The organism is Streptomyces sp. NPDC096013 (assembly GCF_044763565.1).
GTDB lineage: Bacteria > Actinomycetota > Actinomycetes > Streptomycetales > Streptomycetaceae > Streptomyces.
In genome coordinates this window covers 409557-428850 of sequence record NZ_JBIWGK010000001.1, presented here as the reverse complement: position 1 = coordinate 428850, position 19294 = coordinate 409557, and the positions used below count along the sequence as shown (strand labels likewise).

The 19294-nt window shown below is 72.1% G+C and carries 20 protein-coding genes and 1 pseudogene; 13 read left to right on the top strand and 8 right to left on the bottom strand.

The window, feature by feature from the left end; translation table 11 throughout:
• Window positions 1–17 precede the first annotated feature (17 nt).
• From ACIRB1_RS01950 to ACIRB1_RS01930, 5 genes are read left to right on the top strand one after another with little or no spacing between them, the layout of a single operon-like run.
• On the top strand, window positions 18–1358 hold the full coding sequence (locus tag ACIRB1_RS01950; protein WP_352181267.1) for an L-fuconate dehydratase: 1341 nt from the start codon (window positions 18–20) through the stop codon (window positions 1356–1358).
• Entirely contained in the window at window positions 1355–2110 is a 756-nt protein-coding gene (locus ACIRB1_RS01945) for an SDR family NAD(P)-dependent oxidoreductase (RefSeq protein ID WP_403464231.1), read from the top strand. The genes ACIRB1_RS01950 and ACIRB1_RS01945 overlap by 4 nt, the downstream gene beginning before the upstream one ends.
• Window positions 2107–3096 (top strand): aldo/keto reductase, encoded by a 990-nt coding sequence (locus ACIRB1_RS01940; protein ID WP_403464229.1) that lies wholly within the window; start codon window positions 2107–2109, stop codon window positions 3094–3096. Before ACIRB1_RS01945 ends, ACIRB1_RS01940 begins: the two co-directional genes overlap by 4 nt.
• Entirely contained in the window at window positions 3093–3407 is a 315-nt protein-coding gene (locus tag ACIRB1_RS01935; protein ID WP_328931550.1) for an L-rhamnose mutarotase, read from the top strand. Before ACIRB1_RS01940 ends, ACIRB1_RS01935 begins: the two co-directional genes overlap by 4 nt.
• Window positions 3404–4243 (top strand): amidohydrolase family protein, encoded by an 840-nt coding sequence (locus tag ACIRB1_RS01930; protein ID WP_403464228.1) that lies wholly within the window; start codon window positions 3404–3406, stop codon window positions 4241–4243. Before ACIRB1_RS01935 ends, ACIRB1_RS01930 begins: the two co-directional genes overlap by 4 nt.
• Here the strand turns inward: ACIRB1_RS01930 and ACIRB1_RS01925 are convergent.
• On the bottom strand, window positions 4231–5652 hold the full coding sequence (locus tag ACIRB1_RS01925) for a lipase maturation factor family protein (protein ID WP_403464227.1): 1422 nt from the start codon (window positions 5650–5652) through the stop codon (window positions 4231–4233). The two genes, ACIRB1_RS01930 and ACIRB1_RS01925, sit on opposite strands and share 13 nt — an antisense overlap.
• Before the next feature lie 136 nt (window positions 5653–5788).
• Between ACIRB1_RS01925 and ACIRB1_RS01920 the strand changes: the two genes are divergently transcribed.
• From ACIRB1_RS01920 to ACIRB1_RS01910, 3 genes are all read left to right on the top strand, one after another.
• Window positions 5789–7198 carry a DUF6777 domain-containing protein gene (locus ACIRB1_RS01920; RefSeq protein WP_403464226.1) on the top strand — a complete coding sequence of 470 codons (1410 nt, stop codon included), beginning with the start codon at window positions 5789–5791 and terminating at the stop codon, window positions 7196–7198.
• Between the two features lie 94 nt (window positions 7199–7292).
• Window positions 7293–9368 carry a SpoIIE family protein phosphatase gene (locus ACIRB1_RS01915; RefSeq protein ID WP_352181273.1) on the top strand — a complete coding sequence of 692 codons (2076 nt, stop codon included), beginning with the start codon at window positions 7293–7295 and terminating at the stop codon, window positions 9366–9368.
• Between the two features lie 74 nt (window positions 9369–9442).
• The gene (locus ACIRB1_RS01910) at window positions 9443–10306 is read left to right on the top strand and encodes an Fpg/Nei family DNA glycosylase (RefSeq protein WP_403464224.1); all 864 of its coding nucleotides are present in this window, start codon (window positions 9443–9445) and stop codon (window positions 10304–10306) included.
• On the opposite strand, the gene ACIRB1_RS01905 is transcribed toward ACIRB1_RS01910, so the two are convergent.
• On the bottom strand, window positions 10307–11023 hold the full coding sequence (locus tag ACIRB1_RS01905; protein ID WP_403464223.1) for an SDR family oxidoreductase: 717 nt from the start codon (window positions 11021–11023) through the stop codon (window positions 10307–10309).
• Window positions 11024–11150: 127 nt separating this feature from the next.
• Here ACIRB1_RS01905 and ACIRB1_RS01900 point away from each other — a divergent pair, with 127 nt between their 5' ends.
• Window positions 11151–11972, top strand: a complete 822-nt coding sequence (locus ACIRB1_RS01900; protein WP_403464222.1) for a helix-turn-helix transcriptional regulator — start codon at window positions 11151–11153, stop codon at window positions 11970–11972.
• Here ACIRB1_RS01900 and ACIRB1_RS01895 read toward each other — a convergent pair.
• From ACIRB1_RS01895 to ACIRB1_RS01885, 3 genes are all read right to left on the bottom strand, one after another.
• Entirely contained in the window at window positions 11959–12609 is a 651-nt protein-coding gene (locus tag ACIRB1_RS01895) for a zf-HC2 domain-containing protein (RefSeq protein ID WP_352181277.1), read from the bottom strand. The genes ACIRB1_RS01900 and ACIRB1_RS01895 overlap by 14 nt on opposite strands.
• 141 nt (window positions 12610–12750) lie before the next feature.
• Window positions 12751–13266, bottom strand: coding sequence for a hypothetical protein (locus tag ACIRB1_RS01890; protein ID WP_352181278.1), 516 nt, complete (start codon window positions 13264–13266; stop codon window positions 12751–12753).
• A gap of 156 nt (window positions 13267–13422) precedes the next feature.
• Window positions 13423–13968: a sigma-70 family RNA polymerase sigma factor gene (locus ACIRB1_RS01885; protein ID WP_352181279.1), complete on the bottom strand. Its 546-nt coding sequence runs from the start codon at window positions 13966–13968 to the stop codon at window positions 13423–13425.
• A gap of 223 nt (window positions 13969–14191) precedes the next feature.
• On the opposite strand from ACIRB1_RS01885, the gene ACIRB1_RS01880 reads away from it, so the two are divergent.
• Window positions 14192–15331, top strand: coding sequence for a CapA family protein (locus ACIRB1_RS01880; protein WP_403464220.1), 1140 nt, complete (start codon window positions 14192–14194; stop codon window positions 15329–15331).
• A gap of 9 nt (window positions 15332–15340) precedes the next feature.
• Here the strand turns inward: ACIRB1_RS01880 and ACIRB1_RS01875 are convergent, their stop codons facing one another.
• Window positions 15341–15829: a MarR family winged helix-turn-helix transcriptional regulator gene (locus tag ACIRB1_RS01875; RefSeq protein WP_403464219.1), complete on the bottom strand. Its 489-nt coding sequence runs from the start codon at window positions 15827–15829 to the stop codon at window positions 15341–15343.
• 57 nt (window positions 15830–15886) lie between these two features.
• Between ACIRB1_RS01875 and ACIRB1_RS01870 the strand changes: the two genes are divergently transcribed.
• Window positions 15887–16702 (top strand): alpha/beta hydrolase, encoded by an 816-nt coding sequence (locus tag ACIRB1_RS01870; protein ID WP_352181282.1) that lies wholly within the window; start codon window positions 15887–15889, stop codon window positions 16700–16702.
• Between the two features lie 25 nt (window positions 16703–16727).
• On the opposite strand, the gene ACIRB1_RS01865 is transcribed toward ACIRB1_RS01870, so the two are convergent.
• A complete protein-coding gene (locus tag ACIRB1_RS01865; protein ID WP_352181283.1) occupies window positions 16728–17189 on the bottom strand; it encodes a universal stress protein in 462 nt (153 codons plus the stop codon).
• A gap of 159 nt (window positions 17190–17348) precedes the next feature.
• On the opposite strand from ACIRB1_RS01865, the pseudogene ACIRB1_RS01860 reads away from it, so the two are divergent.
• A pseudogene (locus tag ACIRB1_RS01860) lies at window positions 17349–17456 on the top strand (amino acid--tRNA ligase-related protein); the annotation flags it as partial.
• Window positions 17457–17547: 91 nt separating this feature from the next.
• Window positions 17548–18390 (top strand): polysaccharide deacetylase family protein, encoded by an 843-nt coding sequence (locus ACIRB1_RS01855; protein ID WP_403464217.1) that lies wholly within the window; start codon window positions 17548–17550, stop codon window positions 18388–18390.
• A 36-nt stretch (window positions 18391–18426) separates the two neighbouring features.
• Here ACIRB1_RS01855 and ACIRB1_RS01850 read toward each other — a convergent pair whose 3' ends face one another.
• Entirely contained in the window at window positions 18427–19095 is a 669-nt protein-coding gene (locus ACIRB1_RS01850; protein ID WP_403464216.1) for a class F sortase, read from the bottom strand.
• Window positions 19096–19294 lie beyond the last annotated feature (199 nt).

Genomic DNA, 19294 nt, shown 5'->3' with positions numbered 1-19294 from the left:
CGACCGAAAGGCCCTCCGTGTCCCCGACCCCCGCCCGCGTCACCGCGGTCGACACCTACGACATCCGCTTCCCCACCTCGCGCGAGCTGGACGGCTCCGACGCGATGAACCCGGACCCCGACTACTCGGCCGCGTACGTCGTGCTGCGCACCGACGCGGCCGACGGGCACGAGGGGCACGGGTTCTCCTTCACCATCGGGCGGGGCAACGATGTCCAGGTCGCCGCGATCGACGCGCTGCGGGACCATGTGATCGGCCGGTCCGTCGACGAACTCTGCGCGGACCCGGGGACGTTGAACCGCGAGCTGATCGGCGACAGCCAACTCCGCTGGCTGGGGCCCGAGAAGGGCGTGATGCACATGGCGATCGGCGCCGTGGTCAACGCGGCCTGGGACCTCACCGCCAAGCGCGCCGGCAAACCGCTCTGGCAGCTCCTCGCCGACGCCGACCCCGAATGGCTCGTCAGCCAGATCGACTTCAGATACATCACCGACGCCCTCACCCCGGACGAGGCCCTCGACATCCTGCGCCGCGGCAGGGCTGGCGCGGAAGGCCGCAGGAACACCCTGCTGGAGCGCGGCTTCCCCGCCTACACCACCTCCGCCGGATGGCTCGGCTACGACGACGAGAAGCTCACCCGGCTCGCCGCGCAGGCCGTCGCGGACGGCTTCCGGCAGATCAAGCTGAAGGTCGGAGCCGACCTCGACGACGACATCCGCCGCTGCCGGGTGGCCCGTTCGGTCGTCGGACCCGACATCCGCATGGCGATCGACGCCAACCAGCGCTGGGACGTGGCCGAGGCGATCCGCTGGACCAAGGCGCTCGCCGGGTTCGACCCGTACTGGATCGAGGAACCCACCAGCCCCGACGACGTGTTGGGCCACGCCACCATCCGCGCCGCCGTCGCCCCGGTCAAGGTCGCCACCGGCGAACACGTCCAGAACCGCATCGTCTTCAAGCAGTTGCTCCAGGCGGGCGCCCTCGACATCCTCCAGATAGACGCGGCCCGCGTCGGCGGCGTCAACGAGAACCTGGCGATCCTGCTGCTCGCCGCCAAGTTCGGCGTCCCCGTCTGCCCGCACGCGGGCGGCGTCGGCCTGTGCGAACTCGTCCAGCACCTCTCGATGTTCGACTACCTCGCCGTCGCGGGCACCACCGACGACCGCGTCATCGAGTACGTCGATCATCTGCACGACCACTTCCTCGATCCGGTGGTGATCAGCGAGGGTCATTACAGGGCACCCACCGCGCCCGGTTTCTCCGCCGCCATGCGGCCCGAGTCGATCGCGCGGTACACGTTCCCCGGCGGCACCTTCTGGGCCGCCGACCTCGACCGGCAGAAGGGACACGCGGCATGACCGACTTCCAGGGGATCAGGGCCCTGGTCACCGGCGGCGCCTCCGGCATCGGCCGGGCCACCGCCGAACTCCTCGCCGAGCGCGGCGCTTCGGTCGCCGTGCTCGACCTCGACCCCTCCTCCGTCGAGAAGCCGCTGCTCGGCTACCGCGCCGACGTCACCGACGACGCCTCCGTCCGCCGGGCCGTCGCCGCCGCCGTCACCGACCTCGGCGGACTCGACGTGGTCGTCAACAACGCGGGCATCGGCGCCCAGGGCACCGTCGAGGACAACGACGACGAGGAGTGGCACCGGGTCCTGGACGTCAACGTCATCGGCATGGTCCGCGTCGCCCGCGCGGCCCTCCCGCACCTGCGCGAGTCGGCCCACGCGGCGATCGTCAACACCTGCTCCATCGCGGCCACCGCGGGACTGCCCCAACGCGCCCTGTACAGCGCCACGAAGGGCGCCGTGTACTCCCTCACCCTCGCCATGGCCGCCGACCACCTCCGCGAGGGCATCCGCGTCAACTGCGTCAACCCCGGTACGGCGGACACCCCTTGGGTCGGCCGCCTCCTCGACTCGGCGTCCGACCCGGCCGCCGAACGCGCCGCCCTCGCCGCCCGCCAGCCCTCGGGACGCCTCGTCGAGGCGGCCGAAGTCGCGGGCGCCATCGCCTACCTGGCGAGCCCGCTGTCCGGCGCCACCACCGGCACCTCCCTCGCCGTGGACGGCGGCATGCAGGGGCTGCGGCTGCGGCCGGTGGGCCGGTGAGCGCCCTCGGCGGCAGTGGGGTCGAGCTCAGCGGGCTGGGCTTCGGCGGGGCCGCGATCGCCAACCTGTACACCGAGGTGAGCGACGACCAGGCACACCAGGCCGTCAACACGGCCTGGCAGCAGGGGATTCGCTACTTCGACACCGCACCGCACTACGGCCTCGGCCTGTCCGAGCGACGGCTCGGCGCGGCGCTGCGCGAGCACCCGCGGTCGTCGTACGCGATCTCCACCAAGGTCGGACGGCGACTGGAACGGGTGGAGACGGTGACCGGCGACGACCTCGCCAACGGGTTCGCCGTGCCCGCCGAGCGGCGCCGGGTCTGGGATTTCAGCGCCGACGGGATACGCCGCACCCTGGACGCCGGCCTCGAACGGCTCGGCCTCGACCGTGTCGACATCGTCTACCTCCACGACCCCGACGACCACGCCGAACAAGCCTTCCGCGAGGGCTATCCGGCGCTGGAGAAACTCCGCCAGGAGGGTGTCGTCGGAGCGATCGGCGCGGGCATGAACCAGGCCGGGATGCTGACCCGGTTCGTCCAGGACACGGACGTGGACGTGGTGCTGTGCGCCGGGCGCTACACGCTGCTCGACCAGAGCGCGCTCGCCGAACTGCTCCCGGCCGCGGTGGCGCGCGGCACGTCGGTGGTGATCGGCGGGGCCTTCAACTCCGGTCTGCTGGCGGACCCGAAGCCCGACGCGACGTACAACTACGCCCAGGCTCCACGCGAGTTGCTGGACCGCGCCCTGCGGATGAAGGCGGTGGCCGAGCGCCACGGCATCACCCTGCGTGCCGCCGCCCTCGCCTTCTGCGCGGCCCACCCGGCCGTGGCGAGTGTCCTGGTCGGCGCCCGTTCGGAGGCCGAAGTGCTGGACTGCGCCCGGCAGTTCGCCACACCCGTGCCCGCCGGTTTCTGGCAGGAACTGCGGGACACGGGGCTGTTGTCCACCGACGCCCCGATCCCCACGGAGGAGCCGTCATGAGAGTGGCCCTGCACACCAAGGTCCGCGCCGACCGGATCGCCGCCTACGAGGACGCCCACCGCGAGGTCCCCGAGGAACTCACCGCAGCGATCCGCGCCGCCGGTGCCACCTCCTGGACGATCTGGCGCAGCGGCACCGACCTCTTCCACGTCCTGGACTGCGACGACTACGCCCGACTCCTCGCCGAGCTGGACCAGCTCCCGGTGAACGTCGCCTGGCAGGCCCGCATGACCCAGCTCCTCGACGTGGTCCACGACTACTCCAGCCAGGGGGCCGACGCCGGCCTGCCCGTCGTGTGGGAGCTGCCATGACGGTCGACGCCCACCATCACGTCTGGGACCTCTCGGTCCGCGACCAGGACTGGATCACCGGACCCGAACTCCAGCCGCTGCGCCGGGACTTCACCGTCGCCGACCTCGCACCCGAGGCCCGCGCGGCCGGCGTCGACCGGACCGTCCTCGTGCAGACGGTCACCGTGGCCGAGGAGACCCCCGAGTTCCTCGCCCTCGCCGACACGCACGACCTGATCGCCGGAGTCGTCGGCTGGACCGACCTCACCCGCCCCGACATCGCCGACGAACTCGCCCGCCTCCGCGAACTCCCCGGCGGCCACTACCTGAAGGGCATCCGCCACCAGGTGCAGAGCGAGCCCGACCCGAACTGGCTGCTGCGCCCGGACGTCCGCCGCGGCCTCACCGCCCTGGCCGACGCCGGACTCGTCCACGACCTGGTCGTCCTGCCGCACCAGCTCCCGGCCGCCGTCGAGGCCGCCAAGTCCCTGCCCCAGCTCACCTTCGTCCTCGACCACTTGGGCAAACCCCCCATCGCCTCGGGCCACCAGGAGCCCTGGGCGACCTCCGTCCGTGCCCTGGCCGCGCTCCCCAACGCGTACGGCAAACTCTCCGGCCTGGTCACCGAGGCCGACTGGAAGACCTGGCGCACGGAGGACCTCCGGCCCTACACGGACACCGCGCTCGACGCCTTCGGCCCGAGCCGCCTGATGTTCGGCTCCGACTGGCCGGTGTGCACCCTGGCCGCGACCTACGGCCAGGTCGCCGACGCGGCACGGGAGTTGACCCGCGCACTCGGCGCGGCCGAACGCGCCGAGGTCTTCGAGGGCACCGCCACGCGCGTCTACGGCCTCTGAGCCGCCCTGGCGAGCCGTGTCGGCGGCAGATACTCCCGTACGAACGTCCGCTCCCAGCACGCGCCCGTCTCCCTCAACTCCCGCCAGGTCGTGTAGCGGTAGCGGAAGAGACGGGCGCGGATGTAGCGCGGGGGAGTGTCGGGCGGGAACGGCGAGCGGCGCAGGAGCCGTAGGGTGTCGCGGTCGTTCTCCAGGAGGCGTTCCACCAGGGCGCCGAACCATGGCTCGGCGTAGCCGGGGGAGAGGGCCGCGAACCACATCATCCAGTCCAGCCGCAGGTGGTAGGGCGCGAACTGGCGCGGCCAGCGGCGGGGATCGCCCGGCTTGCCCCTGAACTCGTACTCCCGCCAGCCGGATTCCTCGTGGGGTACGGCGTCGGCCGTGCCCTCGACCACCACCTCGTGGCGGATGCGGCCGACGGTGCCGAACGCGCCGTAGGTGTTGACCAGATGGAGCGGGTCGAAGGAGCGGTTCATGATCTGGCGGCGGGAGACCATGTTGCGGACCGGGCGGTGGCTCAGCCAGAGGAGGAGGGCCGCGACGGCGATGATCGTGACCTCGTACCAGAGGGGCGGGTCGGCCGTGGGCGGTGGTGTGTGCGGGAACCTGACCGCGGAGACGGCCAGCACGATGGTGATCCAGTTCAGCCAGGAGAAGTTGCCGGACAGGACCAGCCACAGCTGCGTCGCGATCATCAGGGACGCGGCGGCCGTCGCGACCGGCTGAGGGGTGAACAGGAGCACGGGGACGAGGAGTTGGGTGACGTGGTTGGCGGCCACCTCGATCCGGTGCAGTGGGCGGGGGAGGTGGTGGAAGAACCAGCTCAGCGGGCCCGGTATCGGCTGTGTCTCGTGGTGGAAGTCCAGGCACGTCAGCTTTCGCCAGCACGCGTCGCCCCGGATCTTGATCAGGCCCGCGCCGAACTCCACCCGGAACAGGACCCAGCGGAGCAGGAACAGCACCACGACCGGCGGGGCCACCGTGTCGTTGCCCAGGAAGACGGCCAGGAAGCCGACCTCCAGGAGCAGTGACTCCCAGCCGAACCCGTACCAGGTCTGGCCCACGTTGACGATCGACAGGTAGAGGACCCAGGGGACCGCCCAGAGCAACATCGCGGCCCAGAGCGGCAGGTGGGAGTCGAGTCCGGCCGCAAGGGCTGCCGACACGGCGCAGCCCGTCCACGCGCAGGCCGCGAAGAAGCGGTCGGTGTAGTGGAGTTGGAAGACGCTCGGGGCCCGGCGGAACGGGGCGCGGGCGACGAAGCGGGGGACCGGCAGCATGCCGCGTTCGCCGAACAACGCGCGGAACTGCACGGCCGCCGTCAGGAACGCGACCAGGTAGACGCCGGCCAGGGCCCGCTGGAAGACCAGCCGGCTCAGCCAATAGTCGGGTGCGGTGAACCATCCCATGACCGGGGTGTTCCTCCCTCCGTCGGCGCGCCTGAAACGGGTCTCACTCTCCGTGTTCCATGCCTCCGGTTGCGTAACCCAAGTGAGTGAAGCAGACAATAGTCGCGAATCACCCGGCTTGAGGCGGGAGAACCTGGTGCGCACATCCACCGGAACCATCACCGCGGCCTGCGCGCTGTCGGCGGCACTCCTCGTCGCCGGCTGCGGCGGCGACGGCGGCAAGGACACGAAGTCGAGCGGCGCGGTCTTCCTCCAGCCCGTCGCGGCACAGGGCCCCGACCCGTTCACGGACTCCACGGCGACCGCCGCGAGCTCACCGCCACGGGTCACCCGAACGCCGCAGTCCACACCTGCGCAGTCCACACCCGGGCGGTCGACTCCCGCGCAGTCCACACCCGCGCGGACCGCGTCCACGCCGACGGGCCCCCCGCGTGCCGTCTCCGGCGCCACGCCCGGCCTCTACGGCGGCACCGCGCGGACCGGCAGCTGTGACGTCGAGCGGCAGATCTCCTATCTCACCGCCGACCGGGCCAAGGCCCGCGCCTTCGCGCAGGCCGAGGGCATCTCGCCGGGCGACGTCCCCGGCTATCTGCGCGGACTGACCTCGGTCGTGCTGCGCGCGGACACCCGGGTCACCAACCACGGGTTCCATGACGCGCGGGTGACCGGGTTCCAGTCGGTCCTCCAGACGGGCACCGCCGTCCTCGTGGACAACCGGGGCGTGCCCCGGGTCCGCTGCGCCTGTGGCAACCCGCTCAAGGCGGGCGGGGCGGGTCAGGGCTCCGTCGGGAGCGGCGGCGGCCGGGCCTGGTCCGGGTTCCGGCCCGCCGAGGTGGTCGTGGTGAGGCCCGCGCCCCAGGTGATCACCAACATCACGATCATCAATATCGTCGACAACACCTGGATCGAACGGCCCCTCGGGCATCGCGGACCGCATCACGACCATGCCGTGCCCCGGCCGCCGCACGCTTTGCCGACGCCTACGCCGTCGCACACCCGGCCGTCTCCGCGACCGCACGACAGCGGGTCCGCTGTGTCGCCCGGCACCAGCACGAGCCCCTCGCGGAGGCCGAGCAGCAGCCCGAGCAGCAGCCCTGGCGACAGTGCGAGTGACAGTCCGAGCGACAGCGCCAGTGCCTCCCGGAGCCCCGGCGACGGCACGAGCCCCTCGCCGAGGGACGAGAGCGTGTCGCCCGGCGACCGTCCCACCGCCCCCGACTGCGTGACCCCGACCGTCACGGTCACCCCGGGCGGGCCCGGCGACGCGCCCGCGTCCCCCGGTGCCGCGGACTGCCCCGCCGCCACCGTCACGGCCACCCCGACGACCAGTCCGCCCGGCACCACGCTCACCCCGTCGCAGCGCGGCGCCACCCCGGGCGCCGGGACGGTCGTACCGGAACCGTCCCAGGATCAGGACGCGTCGGACGAGATCGGACCGCCGTCCGTCCCGGAGACCCCCGACCTGCCCGACGGCGGCGGGCTGATCCCCGACGACACCACCACCGGCAGCATCTTCGACAGCCCGACGAGCGTCTTCGGCGGCTGAGCGCGCCGGGTGTCGCCGGAACAGTGGGACACGTTGAAGACCGGAGCAGTCGGACAAGTCGAAGAATCGGGCGAATCCTGGCAAGGTGGGCCGCATGGTTGATCGGGGAGCGAGCGCCCTGTCACTCCCGGACGACTGGCCCGCCCACCCGGACCCGATCCTGGCGCTCAACCGCATGGGCAGCTTCGACTGGGACCTGGACAACGGCCTGTTCCACATGGACGCCCAGGCCCACGAGGTCTTCGACCTGCGCCCCGACGAATACGACGGACACCCCGAGACGCTGGCGATCCGGGTCCCGCCGCCGGAGGGCTACCGGCTCGACGGGCTCGTCTCCCAGGCCATGAAGGACGGCAGCGAGAACTACGGCGCCTACTTCCGGGTGCGGCTGCGCGACGGCACCCTGCGCTGGACCCACACCCAGGGCTACATCCGGCGCGACGAGACGGGCCGCCCCCGCCGGATCATCGGCATCGTCCGGGACGCCACACGGGAACTCGCCGAGAGCGCGGCCCGCCGGGAACAGGCCGCCCAGGACGCGGCGCTGCGCCGGCAGACCAACGTCGTGCAGCTCACCACCGCCGCCCTCGCGCACGCCCGGACCGTCCAGGACGTCATCGACGTCCTCAAGGACACCCACGGTCTCGTCCACCTCGGCGCGACCAGCCTGGTCATGGGCCTGGTCGAGGCCGGGCGCATCCGGCTGGTCGCGGAGGGGCCAGAGGGCAGCTTCGTGCCCGGCACCGAGGTCACCCGGATCGACGAGCCGTACCCGATGGGGGAGGTCGTACGGACCCTGGCCCCGGCGTTCATCGAGTCCCCGGAGGAGTTCGCCGAGCGGTACCCGCTGCTGTGGCCGCACATCACGGAGCTGCACATCACGGCCGCCGCGTATCTGCCGCTGATCGCGCAGGGGCGGCCGATCGGGGCGATGGGCCTGCTCTACAACGACCGGCGCAGTTTCTCGGTGGACGAGCGGAACGTGCTCGTCGCGCTGGGCAGCAGCATCGCGCAGAGCATGCAGCGCGCGATGCTCTACGAGCAGGAGAAGGACCTCGCGCAGGGCCTCCAGCAGGCGATGCTGCCCCGTGCGATCCCCAGCGTGCCGGGCGCCGACGTCGCCGTCCGGTACCGGTCCGCGAAGCTCGGGCGGGACATCGGCGGTGACTGGTACGACCTGATCCCGCTGCCGGGCGGGCGGGTCGGCGCGGTCATCGGCGACGTCCAGGGGCACGACACGCACGCCGCCGCCGTCATGGGGCAACTGCGCATCGTCCTCAAGGCGTACGCGGCCGAGGGGCACACCCCGGCCACCGTGATGGCCCGCGCGTCCGTCTTCCTCCACGAACTCGACACCGAGCGCTTCGCCACCTGCCTCTACGCCGAGGTCGACCTGTCGACCGGAGTGGTGCAGGTGGTCCGGGCCGGTCATATCGACCCGCTGGTCCGGCAGTTGGACGGGACGTCCCGCAGGATGACCGTCGTGGGCGGGCTGCCGCTCGGGCTCTCCGCCGAGTTCGGGCGCCTCGAATATCCCGTCTCGACCATCGAACTCGACCCGGGCGAGACCCTGTTGCTGTGCACCGACGGCCTCGTCGAACAGCCCGGCGCCGACCTCGACGACGGCATGCAGACCCTCGCCGCGCTCATCGCCTCCGGGCCCGACGACGTGCGCGACCTGGCCGATCTGCTCATCGACGTGGCCGAGGAGCGCGGCGGCGAGGACGACGTGGCGCTGCTCCTGCTGCGCCGGCGCGGGCTCGACGCGCCGCAGTCCGGCGGGCGGCTCCAGCAGCATGTGGGTCCGGGTGACGCCGAGGCCCTCACCGAGGCGCGGCACATGATCCGGGCGGCGGTCCGCGCGTGGGGCGTGGGCGAGCGGTCCGACGAGGTCGAGCTGGTCGCCGACGAGCTGATCACCAACGCGCTGATGCACACCGAGGGCTCCGCGATCGTCACCCTCAGGGTCTTCAACGGCACGGAACGCAGGCTGCGGGTCGAGGTCGAGGACTCCTCCAGCGCCCTCCCGCGCCGGCGCGAGGCGGGCGAGAGCGGGGTCTCGGGGCGCGGGCTGCTCCTCGTCGACCTGCTCACGGACGTGTGGGGCGTGGAGGCGCGGGGGAGCGGCAAGTGCGTGTGGTGCGAGTTCCTGGTGCCGGACCCGAGCTGACCGTCCGGGTCCCGGAGGCCGGTACGGGACGGACCGGAGCTGACCCCGGGCGTCCCTGATGGCACCCTGGACGTATGCCGGAACTCCCCGAGGTCGAAGCGCTGAAGGACTTCCTGACCGAACACCTCGTCGGCCACGAGATCGTACGGGTGCTGCCCGTCGCCATCAGCGTCCTGAAGACGTACGACCCTCCGCTCACCGCGCTGGAGGGACACGAGGTGGTGGCCGTGCACCGGCACGGCAAGTTCCTGGACGTCGAGACGGACGGCGGCCCGCACTTCGTGACCCACCTGGCCCGCGCGGGCTGGCTGCACTGGAAGGACCGCCTCCCGGACGGCCCGCCCCGCCCCGGCAAGGGCCCGCTGGCGCTCCGTGTGGCCCTGGAGACCGGCGAGGGCTTCGACCTCACGGAGGCGGGCACGCAGAAGCGCCTCGCGGTGTACGTCGTCGCCGACCCGCAGGAGGTCCCGGGCGTCGCCCGCCTCGGCCCCGACCCCCTCGCCGACGACTTCGACGAGCAGGCCTTCACCGGCCTGCTCAAGGACGAACGCCGCCAGCTCAAGGGCGCCCTGCGCGACCAGACCCTGATCGCCGGGGTCGGCAACGCGTACAGCGACGAGATCCTGCACGCCGCGAAGATGTCCCCGTTCAAACTGGCGTCGTCCCTGACCCCGGCCGAGACGCACACGCTCTACACGGCGCTGCGCACCACGCTGACGGAAGCCGTCGAACGCTCCCGAGGCGTGGCGGCGGGCCGGCTGAAGGCGGAGAAGAAGAGCGGCCTGCGCGTCCACGGCCGCACCGGCGAACCGTGCCCGGTCTGCGGCGACACCATCCGGGAGGTCTCCTTCAGCGACTCCTCCCTCCAGTACTGCCCGACCTGCCAGACGGGCGGCAAGCCGCTGGCGGACCGGCGGATGTCGAAACTGCTCAAGTAGCTACCAGGGCACCGGGGTCCCGTCCCACGACATGAACCGCCCCGTCGGCCCGTCGTCCGGCAGCAGCGCCAGGTCCACCGCACCCCGCGCCGCCTCCGCCGGGTCCCCGTCGCTCGCGGCGGCCCGTTCGTTGAGGTCGGTCGCGCGGAGGCCGGGGGCCAGGGCGTTCACCTTGAAGCCTTCCGCCGCGAGGGACTGGGCGTAGAAGAGGGTCAGGGCGTTGAGGGCCGACTTGGAGGAGCGGTACGCGGCGCCCGCGCCGGCGTGGCGGGCGAACTCGCGGTCCGGGTCGGCGCTCCAGGTCAGGGAGCCGGTGCCGCTGGACACGTTCACGATGCGGGGGTGCGGGGAGCGGCGCAGGGCGGGGAGGAAGGCGTTGGTGACGGCCAGGACGCCGAAGACGTTCGTCTCGTAGGTACGGCGGAAGTCGTCGAGGTCCGCCTCCGGCGCGGGGTCGCCGCCGGCCATGATCCCCGCGTTGTTGACCAGGACGTCCAGGGCGTCCACCTGTCGTGCCGCCGCCGCGATGCTGTGCGCGTCCGTGACGTCGAGGGTCAGCAGCCGGGCGCCGCCGCCCAGTTCCGCCACCGTCCTCTCGCCCCGGCCCGCGTCGCGCGAGCCGACGTGGACGGTGAATCCCTCGGCGATCAGCAGACGGGCAATTTCCTTGCCGATGCCTTTGTTGGCCCCTGTGACGAGTGCTGTGGAATCGTTCATGGGGACGACGATTCCGCAGCCGGGGCCGCCGAACCAGGGACAACCGATCCCTGTCAGCCGGAGAGCGGCCGGAGAGCCGCCGGAGAACATCCGGGCGGCCCTCGGAAGGCTGTGGGAAGGAGACACCGTGACCGGTAGGCAAGAGCTCGCCCGGTTTCTGCGGGGGCGGCGGGAGCTGCTGGTGCCCGCCGATGTGGGGCTGCCCGGTGGAACGTCCCGGCGAACCCTCGGGCTGCGGCGGGAAGAGGTCGCCGAGCTGGCCCACATGTCCGTCGACTACTACGCCCGCCTCGAACAGGCGCGCGGGCCCCGCCCCTCGCCCCGCGTTCTCGACGCCCTCAGCGGCGTGTTCCGGCTGACCCCGGCCGAGCGGACCCATCTGTTCCGGCTGGCGGGGACACAGGTGACCCCGCTCGCCGCGCCGGTGCGGACCGTGCGCCCGCAGGTGGCGGCGCTGCTGCGCCGGATCCCGGACACGGCGGCCATCGTCACGGACGCCACCTACGACGTCATCGCCGGGAACCCGCTGGCCGCCGCCGTGTTCGGCGGCGACTTCGACGCGCGGCCGAACCTGGCGCGCCGGCGGTTCCTCGGGCAGCCGCCGGAGAGTTCCAGCGCGGAGGAGTTCGGCGCCATCGTGGTGTCCCGGCTGCGGCGCGCCGCCGACCGCTATCCGCACGACCCGGCGCTCGCCCGGCTGCTGGCCGAACTGCGCGCCGGCAGCGAGGAGTTCAGGGAGATCTGGGCGACCGGTCCGGTGCACGCCCCGGGGCATCGCACCAAGACCCTGACCCACCCGGAGGCGGGCCGCCTGCGGGTGAACTGCGATGTGCTCACCGTCCCGCACGACGACCAGCAGGTCGTCTTCGTCACCGCGGACCCGGGAACCCCCTCCGCGCGGGCCCTGCGCCAACTGGCGGGCGGGGAGCGGGACGTCAGTGCGAGGTGAGCCGCACCAGCTGCCGGCCGTCCTCGGTCCGCACGTCGTAGTGGTCGATCTCGGTGGGGTGCATCGCCGCGCCACCCTGCATCGTGATCATCGTCGCGTCGTGCGCGGGGACGTTCCAACTGGTCACGGTCTGCTCGGAACCGTCGCGGCCGACCACCACGAGACGGCACGAGCGCGGTCCCGCGCCGTCCTTGATCTTGAGGGACACATCACTGCCGTAGTTCTCGTCGGCGGCCGTGATCTGCGCCCACACGCCCGACTTCGCGTCGGTCGCGGTGAGTTGTACGGCCCCGTCGCCGTGCCCGACCAGGGTCGCCACCGCGGGCCCGCCCACGGCGAGGACCACGGACGCGGCCAGGGCGTACAGAAACCGCCGCCGTCCGGCCCGCCGACGCGAGGTCACCTCGCCGAGCAACCGGTCCAGCAGGCGCGGGCCGGGTTGTGCCATGGGGTGCACAGAGCGCGGCGTCGCACGCCGGTACAGCATCAACTGCCGTGAGGCGGGACCGAATTCGGTCACATGAGCCGCGCAACTGGTGCACTCCATGAGGTGATCCTCGAAGCGGAAGGCGTCCGCCTCGTCCAGCACGCCTAGCGCGTACGCGCCGACGTCGCGATGCCTTTCCAGGGACCTCATGCCGAATCCTCGTGCCGTTAGGTGCGGGTGGGGTTACTCCTTGCTCCCATCGGTACGCACCAGCCAGCCGAATCACTCAAGGCACACACAGAATCGCCACCTACGGGTTCGGAGCGGCCTGGCCCGCGGATTGGTCCTGTTTCAAAAAAGATGGATGGCGAGATGGCCGAGCGGCAGACCCAGTCGCCAGGCGGGCGTCCAGACCTTCGGTCCGTCGTCCTCACCGGTCACCGGACCGCCTCCCGGCACCGCGTCCAGATCCGGTGCGAGCAGCTCGGTCTCCTCCAGCCACCGCCAGGCCGCCTCCGCCAGCGCCAAGTCCGGTGAGTCCACACCGGCTTCGCGTGTCTCGGCCGTCAACCTGGACATACGTTCTCCGACCCAGTCCTGCCACGGCTGGTCGTACGCCGTCAGCGAAAGCCAGGTCTCCAGCTGGGTCACCACCCGGATTCCGGACAGCTCGCCGTCCGTGTCGGACAGGAAGATGGTCAGCGCCAGCGCGTCCCGTCCCGCACGGAACTCGAAGGACGTCGGCGGCATCAGGTCGCCGGTCCGCAGCAACTCGTCGGCGATGTACTCGGCGTACAACCAGGCCATGGGGACGGTGAGTTCACCGCCACCGGTGCCGTCCGTGCTCTCTTGACCTCTGTGCAGCATCCCTTCCTGCCTTCCTCCGGTGCGTGCGCGTCGCCCGGCGCGGGGCTCCCTGAGGAACCCCGCGCCCCCCAGTCCGGAACACGGATGAGGACAGCCGATTACTCAACAGGGGTGCTGAGCAAGGCGCTTTACGGAGGTTTGACCAATGGATTGGTTTCACCGCAGGTCGGCCGCGTAACCCGGCAACACCCGGCGCAGGGCACGCAGGGCGTAGAACGCGCGGGACTTCACCGTACCGGGCGGAATCCCGAGTGCCGCCGCGGCCTCCGCCACACTCGCCCCCTGGAAGTACACGAGCACCAGGACTTCACGGTGCTCCGGAGTGAGTGTCTTCACAGCCTCCCGCACATCGAGCGTCGCCGCCGACCGTTCCGCGTGATCGGCGCAGACGCGGGCGTTCTCCAGCACCGCGTCCCCGACCTCGGGGGGTCGCGCCTGCCGGGCCCGGCGCGCGTCGATGGCGAGCCGCCGGCCCACCGTCAGCAGCCAGGGGCGGACGGACTCGAAGTCGTCGGCGCGCAGCGCCTCGGGGTGCTGCCAGGCGCGGACGAGGGTCTCCTGGACGAGGTCCTCGGCGCGCTGGCGGTCGCCGTCGCAGAGCCGGAGCAGCAGCGCGAAGAGCGGCCTGCCGTGCTCGCGCTGGAGTGCGGCGAGCTCGTGCTCGGCGGTCGTTCCGTCTCTGAGCGTGGGTCCGGCCGTCATGGCCGTATGGCATCGCAGGGGGCGGCCCGGGGACAGGGGGCGCACGAGGGGCTTGCGGCGGACGGTCGATCGCGTCGACGAACGGTGCGACGAACGGTCCGCGCTCCCCGGTGATCCGCCGCCCGCGCACACCGGACGGGTCATCAGGGGCCGGAAGTCGTTTGCGGGGCCGGTGAAGTTCATACCTATTGGTGGGTAAATATGACCACAGTGGGGTGAAGTGATGATCGCACGCAGACAGCAGGTGGCCGTTGCCCTCGCCGGCGTCCTCACCGCGGCCGCCGCCTGTCAGGCCCAGCACCACGACTCAGGGGCGACCGGCCGCCCGGCGCCCCCCGCCGCCCGCGGCTTCACCCTCGTCGCCGCCGGGGACATCCTCCCGCACAGCGCCGTCCTCGACCGGGCCCGCTTCGACGCGGGCGGCACCGGCTACGACTTCCGGCCGATGCTCGCCGCCGTCCAACCCCTCGTCTCCCACGCCGATCTGGCGCTGTGTCACATCGAGAACGGGTACGGCGACCCCGCCGGTCCCGCGAGCCTCATGTCCCCGCCCGAGGAGGCGCAGGGCCTCGCCGCGACCGGCTACGACAGCTGCTCCACCGCGTCCGACCACAGTCTCGACGCCGGTCCCGCCGGCATCCAGCGCACCCTCGACGCCCTCGACCGCGCGGGCGTACGGCACGCGGGGACGGCGCGCACCGACGCCGAGGCGCGCGCGGTCACGCTGCTGCGCGCCGGTCCGGCGAAGGTCGCCCACCTCGCGTACACCGCCGACACGAACGGTGTCCCGCTCCCGCCGGCCGAGCCCTGGGCCGTCAACCTCGTCGACCCCGCCCGTGTCCTCGCCGACGCCCGGGCCGCCCGCCGGGCCGGCGCCGACGTGGTCGTCGTCTCCCTGCGCTGGGGCACGGCAGGTCAGCAGGCCCCGGACCCCCAACAGCTCGCGCTGGCCAGGGAACTCACCGCCGCCCGCACCGGCGGCCGCCCCGACATCGACCTGATCCTCGGCACCCAGGCCCACGCCCCGCAGCCGTACGAGAAGGTCAACGGCACCTGGGTGGTCTACGGGCTCGGCGACCAGATCACCGGCGAGATGTACGACAACGCGGGCACCCAGGACCCCGGCGGCAACCTGAGCACCCTCGGCCGCTTCACGTTCGTGCCGCCCGCCCGGCACGGAGGGCGCTGGGAGGTGACGAAGGCGGAGTTCGTCCCGCAGCTGTTCGACATCGACGCGGGCCGGGTCGTCGACATCGGCCAGGCGATCGGCCAGGGCGCCGACCTGACCGGCGACCGCGACCGGATCCGCGAGGTGGCGCTGAGCCGGGGCGCGGCGAAGGACGGGCTGGTGATGGGGAAGTAGCCCAGGGGATCAGTCGACGTCGACGTGCGCGAAGGTCTCCAGCATCCGGGTGAGCACCTTCGCGCACGCGCTGACCTCGGCATCCGTCAGCCCGCCGCCGACCTGGCGCATCAGGTAGTGCTCGCGGCCCAGCACGGCGGTGATGGTCGAGCGGCCGGTGTCGGTGAGCCGGATCAGGGAGGACCGCTGGTGTGCCGGGTTCGGGACGCTCTCGACCCAGCCGTGCGCCGCCGCGTCGTTGACCATGCGCTGCACGAACTGCCGGCTCAGCGCCTGGTCGCGGCCCATCTGAGGGACCGTCATGGGTCCGTGCAGGCGCAGCAGGTTCAGGACGGCGCGCACGCCCGCGGACACGCCCTCGACCGGTTCGGCCTGCTCGACCTTGCGCGCCGCGCGCCGGTAGAGCGGGCCGACCAGGTCGAACACCTCGGTGAGGCGGTGGCCGAGTTCGTCGGGGGAGAGGGCGGCCGGGTCGGGTGCGGGGGCGGAGTCGTTCACGAGCACATCATGACACCTGGGTTGCGAAACTCCGGTCAAGATGACACCTTGGTTGTCATGACAGCTGCTTCGGAACTGAGCTTCTTCGCATCTGCCGACGGGGACCTCGCCTACCGTGACGTGGGCTCCGGCGACCCCGTGGTCCTCCTCCACTCCGGCTTCGCCGACCACCGCGTCTTCGACGACCAGATACCGGCGCTCGCCGCCCGCTTCCGCGTCATCGCCCCCGACATCCGGGGCCACGGCTTCTCCGCCAACGCGAGCGCACCCTTCCGCTGGGCCGACGACCTCACGGCCCTCCTGCGCCACCTCGACCTCGGCCCCGCCGTCCTCGTCGGCCTCTCCATGGGCGCGGGCGTCGCCACCGACACCGCGCTGGAGTCCCCCGAACTGGTCCGCGCGCTCGTCGTCAGCGGCGGCGGGACCAGCGCGTTCGAGTACAAGGACCCCGAGCTGCTGGCACACACCGCCCGCGCCGGCCGGCTCCTCGCCGCCGGCGACATCGAGGGCTGGCTCGACCGGTTCACGGAGGGCGTGGCCGGCCCGCACCGCACACCGGACGAGGTCGACCCCTCGGTCCTGCGACGCCTGCGCGCCCTGACCGCCCACACCATCGCGAAGCACACCCCGGGCGAGAAGGACTGGTACGTGCCCCTGGGCGACCCGTGGCCCCGGGTCCCGCGGCTGGACGTACCGGTACTGGCCATCCACGGCGCCGTCGACTGGCCCGACAGCATCGCCATGGCGGACCGCCTCGTCGACACCGTCCCGAACGGCCGCGCCACGACCGTCGAGGGCGTCGGCCACTACCCGAACATGGAGAAGCCCGAGGAGTTCAACACCATCCTCGGGCAGTTCCTGAGCTCCCTCTGACAGCTCCCGGCGATCTCCACGCCGTCTACGGCACCACCGTCACCGGCCACCGCCCCGCCTTCACCAACCGCACCGCGACCGACCCGACGATCCGGTGGCCGGCCTGTTCGGAGGCGCCCACGACGACCGCGTCGGCCTTGAGCTCGTCGGCCGCCTTCACCAGGCCGCCGTAGGGATCGCCGCGGAACGTGTGGAACTCCCAGCGGATGTCGAATATCTCCTTCACGCGCTCGGTCTCGTGGCGGATCTGGGCGACGAGGTTCTCGGCGATCTCGTCGGTGGTGTCGGCGACCGGTGCCCCCATGGCCGCCCCGGCCGCCAGGACCGGCTGCACGTACACGAGGGCGAGGAGCGCGCCCTGACGCCTGGCCAGGCCCGCCGCATAGGACGCGGCCCGGAGCGAGGAGTCGGAGCCGTCCACTCCGGCCACGATCACCTTGGGCCCGTCCGTGCCCCGCTCGAACTGAGTTGAGTGCTGTTCCGTCACGGCCGTGAGGCTATCGGAATCCCCAGGTCCCGAACCCGCCCGGGAGCGCCCGACGGGCGCGCCGCCCACCCTCTTCCTACAGTCGGAAGCATGACTGCCACCGCGAGGGCCGCCAGGACCAAGGCCACCAAGGGCCCGATACGACCGCCCGGCACCGGCTTGCCGCCCACCGGCGGACTCGGCATCGGCGTCGACCGGCTCGTCATGTTCGTCACCGGCCTGACGATCCGTGAGATCCTGCCGTTCCCCCTCGTCCGGCGCCGCTGAGCGCGCCGGCGCTGGGCCGGGCGGGTGTTTTCCTGCCGCCGCACCGGTGTTGCCGTGGGGCGCCGGGTCCCGCACGGGCGACTGATGAGTCATGAAGAAGGATCAGTTGCTCACGCGCCGACGGGCCCTGCTCGCCGGCGCCGCCGCCGTCGGCGCGGCCGGCACCGCCGGTCTGCTGTACTCCGGACTCTCGGACGACGCCCCGGTCCGGACCGTCGCCCCCGCTGCCGGGCCCCCGCCGCGCCTCGGGCGCACCCCCTCCTCCTACCGCCTCCGGCCCGTGGCCGGCTACGGCGCACCCCACGCCGCCCCCGCCCGGGTCCCGGTGCGGCACGAACCGTTCCTGCGCATGTCCGGACGCGGCAACACCATGCTCCTGACCTTCGACGACGGACCCGACCCCCGCTACACCCCGCACATCCTCGACACCCTCGCCGAGTACGACGTCCGCGCCACGTTCTTCGTCTGCGGCGAGATGGCCGACTGGAACCGGGACCTGCTGGCCCGCATGTCCGACGAGGGCCACGTCGTCGGGAACCACACCTGGTCCCACCCGCTGCTCACCAAGATGACCAGGCGTCAGATCCGCTCCGAGATGGAACGCACCAGCGACGTCATCGAGGACGCCTACGGCGAACGCCCCCAGTGGTTCCGCGCCCCCTACGGCGCCTGGAACCGGGCCGCCTTCCAGCTCGGCTCCGAGATGGGCATGGAACCCCTCGCGTGGACCGTCGACACCCTCGACTGGGACACCCCCGGCGTCCGCCACATCGTCAACGCGGTGGAGGACGGCGCGGCCCCCGGCGTCGTGGTGCTCTCGCACGACGCCGGGGGCGACCGGACCCAGAGCGTGAAGGCGCTGCGCCGATACCTGCCGCACCTCCTCGACTCCGGCTACCACATGGCCCTGCCCCGCCGCCGCACCACCGTCTGACGGACGACAGGACCTCGCCCGCCCGGCCGGGAACGCTCAGCGGACCTCGACCAGGCGGGCGAAGACGACGACGTTCCCGTTGTAGCCGTTCTGCTTGGAGAAACCGCCGCCGCAGGTGATGACGCGGAGTTCCGGAGTTCCCTTCGACGCGTACACGCGGTCGCCGGGGAAGTCCTTCTTCTCGAAGACCTCGATGCCGTAGATCTCGAACACGGCGGTCTTTCCGTCCTTGCGCGCGACCTCGACGCGATTTCCCTTCTTGAGGGCCCCGAGTCCGTAGAACACGGCGGGGCCCATTTTGTTGTCGACATGGCCGACGACGACCGCGGTGCCCTTTTCGCCGGGGGAGACCGCGCCGGTGAACCAGCCCGCCAGATTCGGGTCCTCCGGCGGCGGAGCGCCGACCCAGCCGTCCGCGTCCAGGCCCACCGGCAGGACGGGGGCGTCGACCCGGATCGCGGGAATCCGCACCCGGTCGGGCACGGAGTACGGCAGCGGGGCCGGAACCTTGCCGAACGTGCTCCGGGCGGTGCGGGCGTCCGCGGCCGCCGCCGTCGCCGGCTGGGGCGGCCCGACGTCGAACTCCCCCGAACCATTCCGAATGAGCGCGAGACCGGTCAGCAGAACAAGCGCTATCACTCCCCACGGGGCGCGCTTCCTCTGCCGCTCCTCCTCTTCCAGCTCGGACAGCTCGGACGCAGACATTCGCCATCCCCTCTCGACGCGGCCGTCGCCACGTCAATCGCGCATATGAGAACGCTAAGTCCCGAAGCCGGAACCGGCGACGGGGAAAGGGCGAACGGGTGGCCCGGGCATCCTTATGTGCGCCATATGAGTTGGCCGTCACAGGAATTTTCTGACGGTGTGTGACCTGCGGCAATATCCGATTGTGTGCTTTCCCCCG